Genomic DNA, 16,944 nt, shown 5'->3' on the forward strand with positions numbered 1-16,944 from the left:
AGGCGATGGGCACCAATCTCAAAACACTGATCAGCAAACTCAACGACCACGCACGGCTAGCGACAGAACGCGCAGCCAATATGTGTACCAGCAGAGGTCAATACGAAGTCGATTTGGAGCATTTGTTCCTGGCTTTGCTGGAGCAGCCTCACAGCGACTTTGCCGTGATTGCCCGCAAGTCCGGCATCAGTGTCGAGAGCCTGCAATCAGATCTAGAGGCCGAAATCGGCCGCTTCAAAACTGGCAACACGCGCACACCCGTGCTGTCGCCACACCTGCAAACCTTGTTCGAACATGCCTGGCTGATTGCTTCACTGGACAACCAGTCTGCGCGCATACGCAGCAGCCATCTTTTGCTGGCTTTATTGACTCAGCCCGATTTGGCGCAGCTGGCTTACAGAGGGTCCAAGCTGTTTGTCAAATTCAAGTTGGACGAACTGAAGCACAACCTAGCCAAATTGACCGAGGGTTCTGAAGAAGGGGCCCGTGTGCAATCGATTACGCAAGAGCAGGGCGGCGATCCTGTCGGTGATCTGTCCGCTCGAACAGGCACCAAGACTCCTGCCTTGGACCAGTACACCACCAACCTGACGCAGCGGGCTCGCGAAGGCAAGGTAGACCCGGTGATAGGTCGCGATACGGAAATACGCCAGGCCGTCGACATCTTGCTGAGGCGTCGGCAGAACAATCCCATTCTGACCGGTGAAGCCGGTGTGGGTAAAACCGCCGTAGTAGAAGGCTTGGCTTTGCGTATAGCACAGAAGGATGTGCCCGAAGTTCTGCAAGGCGTAGAAATCCACACCTTGGACATGGGACTGCTGCAGGCTGGCGCCAGCGTCAAAGGTGAGTTTGAAAACCGGCTGAAAAATGTGATTGACGAGGTGAAGAAGAGCCCACACGCCATCATTTTGTTCATTGACGAAGCCCATACGATGATCGGAGCAGGCGGTCAAGCCGGCCAGAATGATGCAGCCAATTTGCTCAAACCGGCCTTGGCCCGGGGCGAGCTGCGCACTATCGCTGCGACCACATGGGGTGAATACAAAAAGTATTTTGAAAAAGACGCAGCGTTGGCTCGACGCTTTCAGGTAATCAAGGTGGAAGAGCCCAGCGAAGAACTGGCTTGTGCCATGCTGCGCGGCATGGCTGCGGTGATGGAGAAGCACTTCAACGTGCGTATTTTTGACGAAGCCATCACCGAAGCAGTGCGCCTGTCCCACCGCTACATCAGCGGCCGTCAATTGCCCGACAAGGCGATCAGCGTACTGGATACGGCCTGCGCGAAAGTCGCGCTGGGGCAAAGCGCGGTCCCGGCCGTGCTGGAAAATCTGCGAAAGCATCTGGACCGCATGCACACCGAGATTGCCAACCTGGAGCGCGAGCAGGCCAGTGGCAGCCAGCACGGAGAGCGGCTGCAAGAACTCTTCGTCCAACGCGATGCGGCCAATGCGGAGCTAGTGCTGCAGACCGCGCGCTGGGATACAGAGCAAGCCCTTGCACAAAAAATAAAGGCCGCTCGTCTTGCTCTGGAAGCGCTTGCAGTGCAGGCACCAGCCGTGGTGGTGGAGGGCGCTTCCAAACCGGCTAAAGCAACCAAGAAGCCGGCCAAAGCCAGTGATAGCCCGGAGCTGGCTGCTCTTCAGCAACTGTTGACAGAACTCAAGACCCACCAGGGCGAAACACCGTTGGTTCCCGTCCAGGTTGACGGTCATGTCGTAGCTGAAATTGTTGCCAGCTGGACCGGCATCCCTCTGGGCAAGATGGTCAGTGACGAAATCAAAACCGTGCTCAAGCTCAAGGACCTGCTGCAAGAGCGCGTTCTGGGCCAACCCCATGCCATCGAAGCTGTTGCCCAGCGTGTACGCACCTCGCGCGCCAACCTGGACGACCCCAACAAGCCCAAGGGCGTGTTCCTGTTTGTAGGCCCCAGCGGCATCGGCAAAACCGAGACTGCGCTGGCTTTGGCCGACGCTTTGTATGGTGGCGAGAAAAAGCTCATCACCATCAATATGAGCGAATACCAGGAAGCGCATAGCGTGTCTGGCCTGAAAGGTTCGCCACCTGGTTACGTGGGCTATGGCGAGGGCGGTGTGCTGACAGAAGCTGTGCGCCGCAACCCTTACAGCGTAGTGCTACTGGATGAAGTCGAGAAAGCCCACCCCGATGTGATGGAACTGTTCTTCCAGGTCTTTGACAAAGGTGTGATGGACGATGCCGAGGGCCGCGAAATCGACTTCAAGAACACCATCATCATCTTGACCAGCAATGTTGCCTCCAGCCAGATGATGCAGGCCTGCCTGAACAAGACGGCAGACGAACTACCCAGCACCGAAGCGCTGGAAGCCTTGATCCGGCCGCAGCTGATGAAGGCCTTCAAACCCGCTTTTCTAGGGCGGCTGAAGGTGGTTCCGTACTACCCCATTGGCGATGAGGTGCTGGCGCAAATCATCGAGCTCAAGCTATCGCGCATCCAGAAGCGCATTGCCGTCAACCACAAAGCCGAGTTTGTGTATGACGAGGCGCTGGTGGATGCAATCCTGGCCCGCTGCACTGAGGTGGATTCGGGTGCCCGCAATGTAGACAACATCCTGAACGGCAGCCTGTTGCCTGAAATATCAGAAAGCGTGCTGGCCCAGATGGCCACAGGCGGCCTTATCCGCAAGATCAAGGTCAGCGCCAATAAAAAGGGCGACTTCAAGTACGCCATACAGTAAGTGAACCGGTAAGCACATATGACCGCGATCAGCACCATCGCCAGTCTTGGCCCGCTCAGTGGCGTATTCAGCAGCATGCTCGACAGCTGGGGCCAGTCCGACCGTTTGCTGCGTTTGCACACCACGCTGCCAGGACAATTACTGCTGGCCGAACGTCTGCAGGCGGTAGAGTCCTTGTACCCTGGCAACCTGGGCGTGCAAGACGAAGCCGGGACCGGCTTGGCCGTGGACCCCGCGTTTTGCGGCACCCGTTGGTACATACGCTGCCTGAGCCAAGACGCCCATATCGACCTGTCCACGTTGTTGGGCCAGCCAGTGCTACTGGAGCTGCTTACCGATGCCAGCCGTACCAATTTGCGTCCCTTCCATGGCCATATCACCCATGTTGAGCAATTGGGTGCCAACGGCGGTCTGGCCCGTTACCAGCTGACCGTGGAACCCTGGCTCGCCTTTCTGGCGCAGCGCCAGGACAGTGCCAGCTTCCAGGACATGCAGGTCTTTGACATCCTGGACTCCATCTTCCAGGACTACCAGGGCCAGGGCGCTCTGCAGCCCCAGTGGCGGTTTGATATTGCCGACAAGTCTGCCTACCCCAAACGCAGCCTGACCACCCAGTACCAGGAAACCGACCTGGCCTTCATCACCCGGCTCATGGCCGAAGAAGGCCTGTTCGCCTGGGTAGAGCACAAGGGCGATGCCAACAGCCCCGCACTGGGCACCCACACCGTCGTGATAGCCGACCACAACGGCGCATTCCAGCCCAACGCCAGCGCGAATGTCGCCTTCACCCAGCCCGGCGCAGTCATGCAACGCGACAGTGTCGACCGCTGGCGCAGCCTCAGCCGCTGGCAGGCCCGCACGGTGCAACTCAGCACATGGGACTACCGTGGCGGTACCAGCCGCCCAGCGCTGGCCAGCAATACCGGCAATGGGGAATCCGATGCCACCGGCGCAATCCCCTTGGCCCACCGGGATGCCCCCGGCGCCTATGCCTTCGAAACCCCGGCCCAAGGCCAGCGTCTGGCCCGCAACCAGCTCCAGTCCCTGGATGTCGCCCGCCAGCTCTATACCGGAGCGGGCACCGTACGCAGCTTCGCCCCCGGCACCCACTTCGTGCTCAGCGGCCAGGCCGATCTATCCACGTTGTTGGAAGAACCACCTGAGGACGAACGCCGCTATACCCTGCTGCGTGTCGTTCACCTGGCGCACAACAACCTCAGCGCAGACCTGCGTGCCGCAGTAGACCAGCGCTTGGGTGGAGAACAGAAAGAGGCCTCGGGAATAAATGCCAAATCGGCCTCTGGCGCAGGTACTACCAGCGCAAGCAGCTATCTATTCAATAGCATGCAAGGGGCGTTGAAAGAGACGTTGGGTAGTCTCTCCGGCAGCGACAAACCCCTGTACCGCAACCGCGTGGACGCCATACGCAACACCACCCCCTACCGGGGCTCCCAGATGAGCAGCCAGGGCCAGTTGCTCCACCCCAAGCCCAGCGTCTACGGCCAGCAAACCGCTGTCGTGGTGGGCCCCACGGGACAGGTGGTCTACACCGACCGCGATCACCGCGTCAAAGTCCAATTCCACTGGCAGCGTGATGCCGCCGGCCAATACGGCAGCCACAGCCGCCAGAGCCACCCCAGCCAGCAAGGCCAAGGTGGAGCCCACACAGGGGCGCCTGCCAATGAACAAAGCGGCACCTGGGTCCGGGTCGCCGCCAGCCTGGCCCCCACAGCAGGCGCCAACTGGGGCGCTGTCGCTATCCCCCGCATAGGCCAGGAAGTCTGGGTGGACTTCATCGAGGGCGACATCGACCGCCCCGTCATCACCGGCAGCGTCTACAACGGCCAAGGCACTGCCGACGCCCAATACAACCAGGCCCCTAGTGGTGCTGGCAGCAGCACCGGCAACGCCCCCGCATGGTTCCCCGGTGAGGCCGACGGCCATGCCCACCCCGCAGCCTTGAGCGGCATCAAAACCCAGGCCTTGTCCGCCAGCCAGCAAGGCGCAGGTGGCTACAACCAACTGGTGTTTGACGACAGCGCCGGCCAGGCCCGCACCGCTCTGCAAAGCCATGCTTCCCCGCACCAGGGAACGGCTGAACTCAACCTGGGCCAGCTGCGCCACCAAAGCGACAACCAACGACTGAATCCGGTGGGCTTCGGCGCGGAACTCAAAACCCCGCACAGCCACGCCAGCCGGGCCGGCGCTGGCATGCTGCTGAGTACCGACGCTAGAGCTAACGTCAGCCGCACCCAGCTCGACAGCCAGGAGGCGATAGCTCAGGCCCAGGCCAGCCAACAGCTGCACACCAGCCTGGCCGAGACCGCCCAAAAGCACAAAGCCGAACTCAAAGCCCAGCTCGAACCAGCCAAGCTGCCCGCCGTAGAACAACAGGCCCGCAGCATAAACATCCTGCAAACCCAGGACCAAGACGCCACTGCCTACAGCGAACCCCTGCTCCAGCTCAGCGGCAAAGGCGGCATCACCACCGCCACCCCCGAAAGCGGCGTCTTCAGTGCCGGCAACACCAGCAGCATCACCGCAGGAAACGCCATCAACCTGGCCGCCCAAGGCAACAGCCACCACCTGATCAAAGACGGCATCAGCTTCTTCACCTACGGCAAAGTCAGCAACGCCAACCAGCCGAACCAGGAAACCGGCATCGCCCTGCATTCCGCCAGCGGCAAGGTCAGCAGCCAAAGCCAGAGCGGCCAGACACGGCTGACGGCTGACCAGGGGATTAAGGTAGCGAGTGTCACCGGTGCAATCAACGTCAGTGCGCAGCAGCATGTGTTACTGACCGCGGGTGGGGCGGGGCTGCGGATTGAAGGCGGCAACATCACCATCCAGGGGCCGGGGACCATGGCGTTCAAGGGCAGTGCGGTGGAGTTGACCGGGCCGGGGAGTGTGAGTGGCCCTGTACTGGATATGCCGCGTTCAAAACTTTATGCAGGCAAGTTCCAGGTATCAGAAAAACTCAATCAAGAGCCTGTATCTGGTCGTATTTATAGAAAAACGATGGAAAACGGTACGGTCATTTTTGGGCAAACGGACCATCAAGGGCACACCCAGTCCGTAGTGACATCGCAGGCTCAAAAACTCAAAATTACGATGGATACGAATGAAAAATTTCATAGAGCGAAGACGGAAGACGACGACGTAAATGATTGGTTTGGCGAAAGTGAGTCTTGATATGGAAAAGATTTATCAATGGTTAGTGGCCGGATTCATTGCTGGCGCGGTGGGAAATGTATGGGCCTTGGATGACATGCATTGGTATAAGAATGAAATACGGTGTGCCGAGGTGAAGATAACCGTGTATTCCGAGTGCCAGAATGCGCCAGATTTGGCGAAGAACACGGCTTGTTTTAACCAAAAAATAGAATTTAACCATCCTGATGGAAGACAGTATAAAAAAAATAAATTATTGGAGAGAGAGCCTGTTCGCGGGAATTACCATGCGCTTGCTTCTATTCGATGCGCCGCAGAAACGGAAGGGGAGCCCTATCTTTATATGATTTTAGATAATGGTGGTAATTGCGATGACTGTGAAGTTGATGCCGTGATGAATTTGCGAGGTCAATGGATGCGTTACGACCGTAAATGGCTTATTCAGGGAGGCGTACGGCGTGATATAGCGATGCGACAGGATGATTGGTTTAAGATGGAAGCTGTCTATTTGAAAAATAAAATTGAGGCGCAGGTCGGTCCATGACAAAAACTCACGTTAATGAACAATTAGATACCCAACGTGAACTACATGGTAACTCACGGAATGGAGGGGATGCGCCGCCAGAAATTCAACAGAAAATTGTTGATATCATCATCGAGGAGGCTCGTAAGAGGAAATTTAGTAATCGTGATATTTCGTACTACATAGCCGTTGCCAAACGTGAATCTGGTTTTAATCCGGATGCTGCTAATGACCGCTCCACAGCGGCAGGTATTGCGCAGATGCTTGATGATACGGGTGATACTTATGGGCTTAATGACAAAAATAGATTTGATGCTCGTGCTAATATTTCTGCTGGCCTACAGTATTTTTGGCATCTCAAAGAGAAAATAATTAAAGACTATGGTTCGGCGACAGGTCAGTACGAAGCGCTGATTTATTACTGCTACCACTACGGGGAATTCTCCATCAATCGACGTGAAAAAATTAATGGTAAGGTCGTTGTAAAGGAGCCTTATCCTTTTACGCAGCTGGAGGGCACGCCAAAATACCTGGATTCACAAACCGTAGTGGACGAAGCGGCCCGTATTGAAAAGATACTGAACGATACGCATGGGCTGCAAGTGCAGCTAATGGACATCATGGGCAAGCCCATGGTAGGGCGCAAGGTCGTTGTTGTCCAAAAAAGAGCTGTCAATACACAAACTGCGATACCGGTAACACCAACAGCCTCAACTGATACTCCAATTGTTCCGGCCGTTGAGAATGCTGAGCCAGCCGCCAGTCCCGGCAAGGTTGAGGGACAGTCTGCGGCAAATATATGTGTACCACCACCCTCTGAGCCCACTCCCACCATGACTTGGGAACTGGTGGCGCTAGAGGTTACTACAAACAGCGAGGGCCAAATACCGGAGGTTGCATCCGATACACAAGAGCGAGTATTAGTCTTGATTCCGAGAATAGATTACGAAGCATATAACAAGGCGGTTGCAGATTATTCCATCTGTGAAGATGGCAATAAACACCGACTTGCAATGAGCAGTGGCGAGCAAGGCGCTTTGCCGACGATTAAATCACCCGAACCAGTACCAGTCACGCCTGCACCTGCGACTGGACCCGTGAATACTCCCAAACCTGCTCCCAAAACTCCCGCGGTAAAAAAGAACAGCGAAACGCCAAGCCTTTCTGCGGCTATGGCGCAAGACAAGAAACACGCGCAATTTCCCCAACCCAGCCCTAGTGCCGATATTACATTTAATGATATTGTTATTGCTCTTAAGAAAAATTTAGGTTGGGAGAATGTATTTGAAACATCCTTTGCTTATGCGAAGCAATTTTATACACGACCAAAATTGCCGGCTAAATTATTGAGTGAAAAAACAATAGTAAAAAAAGAAAAAACACGCATTCAGGTTGTCAATAGTAGTATTAAGAATGTCGATGTTAAATCACCAAAGGTGAAAAATGCAGTTACTACAGCGATTGAACCAGTGATTAAAAAGGTGGAAATATCAGGAGATGCACCTTGGATGAATTTTGCTATTGAGGAGCAAGGAAAAAATGTTACAGAAAACACTCTTTCACATGTAAATAATAAAAATTGGCAAAAAAAACACGAGGAACGTACAGATGCTGAAACCACTTTAAAAAAGAAGCAGATTGAATTAAATCAAGAGAAGCGAAAATCCGAAAAAATCAAAGACACTAAAAAAATAGAAGAACTGGAAAAACAAATTCAAGAGCAAATATCTTTGCGTGATGCTGCGGATGAAGAAATGAAGGTTATCGAAAGTAAATCGAATAATTCAGATATTGTTAAATATCTACAGTCCACCAATCTTCCGAGAGATATGGCACGTGACGATGGGACCGCATGGTGTGCTTCGTTCTTGAATTGGTGCATAAAATCTGCGGGTTATAAAGGACTGGCAGACGGTGCAGCCAGAGCTGAGAATTGGAAAAATTGGGGCGAGAAAATTGACGAACCACGCTATGGTGCTATTACGATAGTTACACGCTCGGCAACACAATTTCATGTTGGCTTTTACACGGGAATTCAAGAGGTAAGTGTAAAGGATGGGCAAGAGGAGATTGAAGTTGTTGATAAAAAGGGGAATATTAAGAAAATAAAACGCGATAAGCACAAGATGGTTAAAAAGGTGCGTTTATTAAGTGGCAACTATTCAAATCAAATTATTGAAGCTGCGGGTTGGGCGGTTGATGCCTTGGATGATCCTAAGTTGCATTTGGTGGAGTATAGGTGGCCTACAGCTCAGGAGAAAAAATAATGAAGAAATTATTGGCGTTAATTCTTAATTTATTTTTTTGTGGTGTAATACATGCTACCACTTGTGCAGAGGATATGTCTGCACAACTTACCCATACACTGATGGATTATTCAAATTTTGCTTTGGTTAAAGATGCCAAGACAATGGAGCCATATTTTAACTTTCCATTGAAGCTTAATGGCCCCTATCATGGGGATAAACCAACACTAATAAGTAAAAAATTTTTTTTGAAAAATTATTCGATTATCTTCATAAAAAATAAGGTAACGAAAAATACAGAATTTTTCAATAATTTTAAAAAATCAAATTTTTATAAAACAACTGCGGACGAGTTGCAACTTTTTCAAGAATTTTGTGATGGACAATGGGGTTCTGTTAAGTATGTGCAGCGAGCGAATTTGGTGTTTCAGTGGTTCCCCAAGCTTGGCTGGAAAATAATTTCGATTGATTATCTTCCAGATGATAAAGATAACTTATTTGAAAGTGTGAATAATCCAGATTTGGAATACGCGTTCCCTCCTTGAAAAGCTGGACTCACTGAGTTGTGATGGAAGGATTTGCTGGATCTTGACTCAAGGCAATTGCAGGGAGCGCTCATCTCCTTAAATGTGACCGTCGCCCGCCAGCTCTACACCGGAGCCGGCACCGTGCGCAGCTTCACCCCCGGCACCCACTTCGTGCTTAGCGGCCAGGCCGATCTATCCACGTTGTTGGAAGAACCACCTGAGGACGAACGCCGCTATACCCTGCTGCGTGTCGTTCACCTGGCCCACAACAACCTCAGCGCAGACCTGCGTGCCGCAGTAGACCAGCGCTTGGGTGGAGAACAGAAAGAGGCCTCAGGAATAACTGCCAAATCGGCCTCTGGCGCAGGTACTACCGGCGCAAGAAGCTATCTATTTAATAGCATGCAAGAGGCCTTGAAAGAGACGTTGGGTAGTCTCTCCGGCAGCGACCACCGAATCAAAACCAAATTCCACTGGCAGCGTGATGCCGCCGGCCAATACGGCAGCCACAGCCGCCAAGTAGTCCGCTAACCGATCAACTGTTTCGCCAAGGGGGGACGTTCACCGGGCCTTAGCGCCAGCTACACTTCCGCCCCACCGCACCGCGTGGCCCTACCCCTGGAAACGCATGGAGTTTTTCACCCTATCTTTGTTGAACGGCCTGGCCTATGGGCTGATGTTGTTCATGCTCAGCGCGGGATTGACGCTGGTTTTCAGCATGATGGGGGTGCTGAATTTGTCCCATGCCAGCTTTTACATGCTGGGGGCCTACTTCGCCTACAGCCTGACGCAGTGGCTTGGCTTCTGGGTGGCCTTGGTGTTGGCTCCGGCTGCCGTGGGCTTGCTGGGCGCGGGGTTTGAAAAGTTCGTGTTGCGCCGCGTCCATGCCCATGGGCATATAGCCGAAATGCTGGTGACATTCGGGCTGAATACGGTGCTGATCGAACTGGTGCAGCTGGTCTGGGGCAGGGGGCCGGTGGACTACCGCATTCCAACCCAATTGGCGGGGCCTTTGTTCTATGTGTGGGGCTCGCCGTTTCCTGCCTATCGCGGTTTCATGGTGCTGGTGGCACTGGTCATGTTGGGCGGTCTGTGGTTGGTGTTGGCGCGTACCCGCGTTGGCCTGGTGGTACAGGCCGCGCTGACGCACCCGGATGCGGTGCAGGCCTTGGGGCACAACGTGCCTCGCGTGTTCATGGGGGTGTTTGCCGGCGGTGCTGCGCTGGCCGGTCTGGCCGGTGTAGTGGGGGGCAACGCTTTTGTGACCGAGCCGGGCATGGCTGCCACCGTGGGCTCTGTCGTATTTGTGGTCGTGGTGGTGGGCGGCATGGGGTCTTTGAAGGGGGCCTTTCTGGCGTCTTTGCTGGTGGGCATGCTGCAAACCTTGGCGGTAGGCATCGATGCCCCGGTACTCGGTTGGCTAGTTGCCCCAGGCACCTGGGGCGATGCCTTGTGGCGTATCAAGGTCAGCCAGATTGCGCCACTGCTGCCGTACTTGCTGCTAGTGCTGGTACTGGTGGCCAAACCGCAAGGGCTGTGGGGGCGGCGTGCTGACTAAGGTTGTGGTCTGGGGTAGTGCGGCGACGCTTATGCTTGTGGCGCCATGGGTGTTCCACAGCAGCCTGGGCCAAAGTTTGCTGACGCAGATGGGCATCGCCACCATCGTCTGCCTTAGCTACAACATTTTGCTGGGGCAGGGTGGCATGCTGAGCTTTGGCCACGCGGTGTACGCGGGGCTGGGCGCGTTTGCCGCCATGCATGTGTTGAACCTGGCGCTGCTACCGGTCAGCCTGGTGCCCTTGGTAGGTGGCGTGGCCGGGGCCGTGCTGGCCTTGCTGCTGGGTTGGATGAGTGTGCAGCGTTCTGCCACCACGTTTGCCATGGTGACGCTGGGTCTGGGCGAGCTGGTGGCGGCGATGGCGTGGTTGTTCCCGGCGGTCTTTGGCGGCGAATCGGGCCTGGCCGGCAACCGCGTGCAAGGTGCTGCGCCCTTGGGCATCAGCTTCGGTCCGCAAATCCAGGTTTACTACCTGGTGGCTGCCTATACCGGCGTTTGCACGGCGTTGATGTACTTCTTTACCCTGACCCCCCTGGGCCGCATGCTGAACGCCGTGCGCGACAACGCCGAGCGTGCCGAATTTGTGGGCTACAACGCCCGCCGTGTGCGCTTCATGGCGGTGGTGGTGGCGGGGTTTTTCGCTGGTGTTTCCGGCGGCTTGGCGGCCTTGCACTTCGAGATAGTGACTGCCGACGTGCTGGGCAGCCAGCGCTCGGGGGCCTATCTGTTGTTTACGGTGTTAGGCGGCACAGGATTCTTTTGGGGGCCGATCATTGGCGCGGTACTGATGGTGCTGTGTTTTGTGTTGTTGAGTACCGTGACCAAGGCCTGGCTGCTGTACCTGGGCTTGATGTTTCTGGCCATCGTGATTGTGGCGCCGGGGGGCATTGCCAGTGTGTTGGTGGCGCACCGGCTGCGGTGGCGTCGATGGCCGCGTTATGTGGCTTTAACCCTGTGTGCAGCGATGGCCTTCGCGGGCTTTTCCATGCTGGTAGAGATGGCCTACCAGCTGCAACTGCAGTCTTCGCTGGGGCCGGAGTTGCGCTGGATGGGCTTGCAACTGGACGCCAGCCGCTGGACCTGTTGGCTGGGCGCGGCACTGGTATTGCTGGCGGGCGGCGGCATGTTTATGGGGGCGCGCCGGATATGACGGAACCTGTGCCAGCACTGGAGCTGCAAGGCCTGCGTAAAAGCTTTGGCCCGGTAGACATCATCCGGGGTGCCAGCCTGGCCGTGGCGGCGGGCGAGCGGGTGGCGCTGATCGGCCCCAACGGCGCGGGCAAGTCCACCTTGTTCAACCTCATCAGCGGCAAACATGCGCCAGACAGCGGCCGTGTCGTGCTGCAAGGCCAGGCCATACAAGGCAAAACACCTTTCCAGATCTACCGGGCGGGCCTGTCGCGCAGCTTCCAGGTCAGCAACGTATTCGCACGGCTCAGCGTGTTTGAAAACCTGCGTTGCAGCGTGTTGTGGAGCCTGGGCTATGGCTACAGCTTCTGGCGTCGTTTGTCGGGCCTGAAGGATGCCAATGCCCTGGCAGAGCATTGCATGGCCCAGGTGCAGCTGAGCGCCAAACGTGATGTGTTGGCTGGCGAACTGGGTTATGCCGAGCAGCGCGCGCTGGAGCTGGGTATCACCATTACCGGCGGTGCCCACACTGTTCTGCTGGACGAACCTACGGCCGGCATGGGGGCCAGCGAAAGCGCGCATTTCGTGCAGCTGATACGCGACGTGATCCAGGGTAAAGCGCTATTGATTGTGGAGCACGATATGCAGGTGGTATATGCGCTAGCGGACAAAATAGCTGTGATGGTGGCGGGACAGATCATCGCCTGCGACACACCGGCCGCCATACGCGCCAACCCGCAGGTGCAAGCCGTCTACCTGGGGGCCTCCGCCTGATGCTGCAGATACGCCAGCTCCACGCCTACTACGGCCACAGCCATGTGCTGCAGGGGCTGTCGTTCGACCTGCGGCCCGGCGAAATCGTTGCCCTGCTGGGGCGCAATGGCGCAGGCCGGTCCACCACGGCCAAGGCGCTGATGGGCTTGGTCCGCGCAGAAGGCTCGGCGCTTTGGATGGGGCAGGAACTGCTGGGGCTGCAGCCGTTTCAGATTGCGCAGCGTGGCCTGGGCTATGTGGCCGAAAGCCGCGACATCTTTCCGCGGCTGAGCGTGCAGCAGAACCTGTTGCTGGGCCAGAAGTCCGCCGGCCCCAAGGGCCCGTGGGATCTGGATGCGATCTACCAGATGTTTCCCCCGCTCAAAGCCCGCCAGCATGCCCCTGGCGGCGTGCTGTCCGGCGGCGAGCAGCAAATGCTGGCCCTGGGGCGTACCCTGGTGGGCAACCCGCAGCTGCTGCTGGTAGACGAGCCGACTGAAGGCCTGGCGCCGCAGTTGGTGGCGCACATGGCCGCCACCCTGCAGCAGTTGCGCAGCCAGGGCATGGCGATTTTGTTGGTCGAGCAAAAACTGGCCATTGCCCTGGACATAGCTGACCGCGTATTGCTGATGGGGCGGGGGCGCATCGTGTTCGAGGGTACGCCGCAGCAGTTGCGTGAGGACGATGCCTTGCGTCAGGAATGGCTGGAAGTGTGAAATGCCTGCTGCAAGCCAGACATCAATTGATAAATAACTTTATGCACGGGTGCTACCGTAGTTCGCACAAGAGAAACTACGGAGTGAGCTTTGAACACACAGCGCCGCAATGGCTTACCATTTTTGATCACCTGCGCCACGGTTGTCGCGTTGGCTTCCTGCGGAGGCGGTAGCAGCGACGACACCGCATACACGCTGGCCGGCACGGTCAGCGGCCTGACGACTAGCGGCCTGGTGCTCGCCAATGGTTCGTCCTCGCTGGCGGTGGCCTCGGGTGCGACCAGTTTCACGTTCAGCGACAGCATGACGGGCAGCTATTCGGTCAGCGTGGCGACGCAGCCAGACGGGCAGACCTGCGTGGTCAGCAATGGCAGTGGCAACGGTGGCAGCAATGTGTCTAGCGTGGTGGTTACCTGCCGTGGCTATGTGGCCTTTACCAGCAACTGGTACAGCGGTAGCCTGGGCGAATTTAGCGTGGGCAGTACCGGGGCATTGGCTGCGCAGTCAACGGCCACGCTGTCCACCAACACTTACCTGCCGTCCAGCATCAGCACCAGTGCCGATGGCAAGTTTGCTTACGTCAGCTTCCAGAACAACAAGGCCATAGGCGTCTACAGCATCTCGGCCAGCACCGGCGCGTTGAGCCTGGTGGGCACCGGTAGCGCCGATAGCGCAGGGTACGGCCTGGCCATCAGCCCCGACAGCAAATACCTGTACGTCGCCAACTACGGCAGCGCCACGGTGTCGCAGTTCACCATCGGCTCTACCGGCGCACTGACCGCCATGTCCACACCTAGCGTGGCTGCGGGGGTGAACCCCTACGCGGTGGCGGTCAGCCCCGATGGCTTGTACGCCTATGTGGTCAACGCCAGTGGCAACAGCGTGTCGCAGTACAGCATTGGTAGCACTGGTGCGCTGACGGCCTTGTCGCCGGCCACGGTCAGCCTGAGCTCGGTGGGCACCACGCCGCTGGCGATTGCCATTGCGCCAGACAGCAACTACTTGTATGTGACCCTATCAGACAGCGCCAAACTGGCCCAGTTCAGCATTGGCAGCAGCGGCTTGTTGACGGCCTTGTCGCCCGCCAGCGTTAGCACCGGCACCTCGCCCAGCGGCATCGTCGTCAGCCCTGGCGGGCGCTATGCCTATGTGGCGAATTCGGGCGACAACACCGTGTCCCAGTACAGCATCTCCAGCGGCAAGCTGACTGCCATGGCTACCCCCACCGCGGCTACCGGCACCGGCCCCAGCGGAATTGCCGTGTCGCCCAGCGGCAGCTTTGTGTATGCGGCCAATTACAACGACGCTACGGTTACATCGTTCAGCGTAGGGTCCAGCGGCGCATTGACCTCGCTGGGGACTGCATCCACCAACGGCTCCGGGCCCAGCAGTATCTCGGTGCGCTAGTAAAACTGTCCCGACTGGGACAAACCAGTGCATGCGCTGACATGCACGAGGCCTAGAATTTAAATCGCACGATCGTTCGATTTAAACCTGAGGTTCCTCCATGGCGGCGCAATACCAAGTTCACGGCGACATAGCCGTAATCACTCTGAACAACCCACCGGTCAACGGCCTAGGCTTGGCTACCCGCCGCGCCGTGACGGACGGCCTGGCCCAGGCGAATGCCCATGCGGCCGTCAAGGCCATCGTGCTGACCGGCGCCGGCAAGGCGTTTTCCGGCGGGGCGGACATCAAGGAATTCGATACACCTGAAGCCATGCGCGAGCCGAATCTGCTGAGCATGATTCTGGCGATCGAGAACTCGGCCAAGCCGGTGGTTGCGGCCATCCATTCGGTGTGCATGGGCGGTGGGCTGGAGACCTCTTTGGGCTGCCACTACCGCATTGCGGCGCCGGGCTGCAACGTGGCCTTGCCCGAGGTCAAGCTGGGCCTGATTCCGGGTGCCGGCGGCACGCAGCGCCTGCCGCGCGTGCTGGGCGTAGAGGCCGCGCTGAACATGATCGTCAGCGGTGAACCGGTGAAGAGCGAGCTGCTGGCCTCGCTGCCCGGCCAGAAGCTGTTCGACAAGCTGGCGGCATCCGCCGAATCGCTGCTTGAGGAAGCGCTGATTTTTGCCCGCTCCATCGCCGATGCCCGGCCCTTGCCGCTGGTGCGCAACCTCAAATGCAAGCACCCGCAGGGCGATGCCTACTTCCAGTTCGCCCGCAACATGGTCAAGGGCATGGCGAAGGACTACCCGGCACCGCTGAAGTGCGTGGACGCGGTCGAAGCCGCTACCAAGCAGAAGTTCGACGCCGGCATGGCCTTCGAGCTCAGCACCTTCTTGAACCTGATGTGGACGCCCGAGAGCCGGGCGCTGCGGCATATCTTCGCCGCCGAGCGTGCAGCATCCAAAATACCTGACGTGCCCGCAGATACTGCGCAACGCGCTATCAACAGCGTCGCCATCATCGGCGCCGGCACCATGGGCGGCGGAATTGCCATGAACTTCCTGAACGCCGGCATTCCGGTCAAGCTGCTGGAAGCCAAGCCCGAGGCGCTGGAGCGCGGCCTGGCCACCATCCGCAAGAACTACGAAGCCCAGGTGGCCAAGGGCAAGCTGAAGCAGGACAAGCTGGACCAGCGCATGGGCTTGCTCAGCACCACCCTGAGCTACGACGACCTGGGCGATGCCGATATGGTGATCGAAGCCGTGTTCGAAGACATGGGCGTCAAAAAAGCCGTGTTCCAAGAACTCGACCGCGTGATGAAGCCCGGCGCCATCTTGGCGTCGAACACATCGACGCTGGACCTGGACCAGATCGCCAGCTTCACGCAGCGGCCGCAGGATGTGGTGGGCACGCATTTCTTCAGCCCCGCCAATGTGATGAAGCTGCTGGAAGTGGTGCGCGGCAAGGCCACGGCCAAGGACGTGCTGGCCACGGTGATGGCACTGGGCAAGAAGATCAAGAAGACCTCGGTGGTGTCCGGCGTGTGCGACGGCTTCATCGGCAACCGCATGATCGAGCAGTACGGCCGGCAGGCCGGCTTTCTGCTGGACGAGGGCTGCACCCCGGCCCAGGTGGACAAGGCGGTGGAGAAGTTTGGCTTCGCCATGGGGCCGTTCCGCATGGGCGACCTGGCCGGCAACGACATCGGCTGGGCGATACGCAAGCGCCGCTACGTAGAAATGCCGGGTATGAAGTACAGCAAGACGGCGGATCTGCTGTGCGAACTGGGCCGCTTTGGCCAGAAGACCGGCGCCGGCTGGTACGACTACCAGGCCGGCAAGCGCGACGCTGTGCCGAGCGCGTTGGTGGAAAAAATGGTGGCGGACCACCGCGCGTCATTGGGCATCACGCCTCGCAAGATCAGCGACGAAGAAATCGTCCAGCGCTTGGTGTATGCCATGGTCAACGAGGCCGCGCACATTCTGGAGGAGGGCACTGCCTCCAAGGCCAGCGACATCGACATGGTGTACCTCACCGGCTACGGCTTCCCCATTTACCGCGGCGGGCCCATGCATTACGCCGACCAGGTGGGACTGTTCAACGTGGTGCAGGCTATGCAGCGCTTTGCGCAGAACCCGTTGGACGATGCCGCTTTCTGGACGCCCGCGCCCTTGCTGGCCAAGCTCGCCGCCGAAGGCAAAACCTTCAATTAAG

General features: G+C 57.5%; 12 protein-coding genes. All 12 read left to right on the forward strand.

Going from position 1 to position 16,944, the window contains the following annotated elements:
- The first annotated feature begins 5 nt into the window (after positions 1 to 5).
- The gene (gene tssH, locus AC07VY_RS07100) at positions 6 to 2,714 is read left to right on the forward strand and encodes a type VI secretion system ATPase TssH (RefSeq protein WP_495096723.1); all 2,709 of its coding nucleotides are present in this window, start codon (positions 6 to 8) and stop codon (positions 2,712 to 2,714) included.
- Positions 2,715 to 2,732: 18 nt separating this feature from the next.
- The gene (locus AC07VY_RS07105; RefSeq protein WP_495096722.1) at positions 2,733 to 5,906 is read left to right on the forward strand and encodes a type VI secretion system Vgr family protein; all 3,174 of its coding nucleotides are present in this window, start codon (positions 2,733 to 2,735) and stop codon (positions 5,904 to 5,906) included.
- 1 nt (position 5,907) lies between these two features.
- Positions 5,908 to 6,429, forward strand: a complete 522-nt coding sequence (locus tag AC07VY_RS07110) for a hypothetical protein (RefSeq protein WP_495096721.1) — start codon at positions 5,908 to 5,910, stop codon at positions 6,427 to 6,429.
- The gene (locus tag AC07VY_RS07115; protein ID WP_495096720.1) at positions 6,426 to 8,675 is read left to right on the forward strand and encodes a TIGR02594 family protein; all 2,250 of its coding nucleotides are present in this window, start codon (positions 6,426 to 6,428) and stop codon (positions 8,673 to 8,675) included. The genes AC07VY_RS07110 and AC07VY_RS07115 overlap by 4 nt, the downstream gene beginning before the upstream one ends.
- On the forward strand, positions 8,675 to 9,199 hold the full coding sequence (locus AC07VY_RS07120) for a hypothetical protein (protein WP_495096719.1): 525 nt from the start codon (positions 8,675 to 8,677) through the stop codon (positions 9,197 to 9,199). The genes AC07VY_RS07115 and AC07VY_RS07120 overlap by 1 nt, the downstream gene beginning before the upstream one ends.
- Positions 9,200 to 9,283: 84 nt before the next feature.
- Complete coding sequence (locus AC07VY_RS07125) at positions 9,284 to 9,712, forward strand: hypothetical protein (RefSeq protein WP_495096718.1); 429 nt, start codon at positions 9,284 to 9,286, stop codon at positions 9,710 to 9,712.
- A 97-nt stretch (positions 9,713 to 9,809) separates the two neighbouring features.
- Entirely contained in the window at positions 9,810 to 10,739 is a 930-nt protein-coding gene (locus AC07VY_RS07130; RefSeq protein ID WP_495096717.1) for a branched-chain amino acid ABC transporter permease, read from the forward strand.
- Positions 10,740 to 10,770: 31 nt separating this feature from the next.
- A complete protein-coding gene (locus AC07VY_RS07135) occupies positions 10,771 to 11,889 on the forward strand; it encodes a branched-chain amino acid ABC transporter permease (RefSeq protein WP_495096716.1) in 1,119 nt (372 codons plus the stop codon).
- Positions 11,886 to 12,641: an ABC transporter ATP-binding protein gene (locus AC07VY_RS07140; protein WP_495096715.1), complete on the forward strand. Its 756-nt coding sequence runs from the start codon at positions 11,886 to 11,888 to the stop codon at positions 12,639 to 12,641. The genes AC07VY_RS07135 and AC07VY_RS07140 overlap by 4 nt, the downstream gene beginning before the upstream one ends.
- Positions 12,641 to 13,336, forward strand: a complete 696-nt coding sequence (locus tag AC07VY_RS07145) for an ABC transporter ATP-binding protein (protein ID WP_495096714.1) — start codon at positions 12,641 to 12,643, stop codon at positions 13,334 to 13,336. The genes AC07VY_RS07140 and AC07VY_RS07145 overlap by 1 nt, the downstream gene beginning before the upstream one ends.
- Before the next feature lie 90 nt (positions 13,337 to 13,426).
- Positions 13,427 to 14,743 carry a lactonase family protein gene (locus AC07VY_RS07150; protein WP_495096713.1) on the forward strand — a complete coding sequence of 439 codons (1,317 nt, stop codon included), beginning with the start codon at positions 13,427 to 13,429 and terminating at the stop codon, positions 14,741 to 14,743.
- 100 nt (positions 14,744 to 14,843) lie between these two features.
- Complete coding sequence (locus AC07VY_RS07155; RefSeq protein WP_495096712.1) at positions 14,844 to 16,943, forward strand: 3-hydroxyacyl-CoA dehydrogenase NAD-binding domain-containing protein; 2,100 nt, start codon at positions 14,844 to 14,846, stop codon at positions 16,941 to 16,943.
- Position 16,944: the final 1 nt, after the last annotated feature.

It is taken from the genome of Rhodoferax sp. GW821-FHT02C08, assembly GCF_059421805.1.

Bases quoted from the DNA above. Each gene is read 5' to 3' on its own strand.
- tssH (WP_495096723.1), top strand. From the start codon at position 6: ATGGGCACCAATCTCAAAACACTGATCAGCAAACTCAACGACCACGCA.
- AC07VY_RS07105 (WP_495096722.1), top strand. From the start codon at position 2,733: ATGACCGCGATCAGCACCATCGCCAGTCTTGGCCCGCTCAGTGGCGTA.
- AC07VY_RS07110 (WP_495096721.1), top strand. From the start codon at position 5,908: ATGGAAAAGATTTATCAATGGTTAGTGGCCGGATTCATTGCTGGCGCG.
- AC07VY_RS07115 (WP_495096720.1), top strand. From the start codon at position 6,426: ATGACAAAAACTCACGTTAATGAACAATTAGATACCCAACGTGAACTA.
- AC07VY_RS07120 (WP_495096719.1), top strand. From the start codon at position 8,675: ATGAAGAAATTATTGGCGTTAATTCTTAATTTATTTTTTTGTGGTGTA.
- AC07VY_RS07130 (WP_495096717.1), top strand. From the start codon at position 9,810: ATGGAGTTTTTCACCCTATCTTTGTTGAACGGCCTGGCCTATGGGCTG.
- AC07VY_RS07135 (WP_495096716.1), top strand. From the start codon at position 10,771: ATGCTTGTGGCGCCATGGGTGTTCCACAGCAGCCTGGGCCAAAGTTTG.
- AC07VY_RS07140 (WP_495096715.1), top strand. From the start codon at position 11,886: ATGACGGAACCTGTGCCAGCACTGGAGCTGCAAGGCCTGCGTAAAAGC.
- AC07VY_RS07145 (WP_495096714.1), top strand. From the start codon at position 12,641: ATGCTGCAGATACGCCAGCTCCACGCCTACTACGGCCACAGCCATGTG.
- AC07VY_RS07155 (WP_495096712.1), top strand. From the start codon at position 14,844: ATGGCGGCGCAATACCAAGTTCACGGCGACATAGCCGTAATCACTCTG.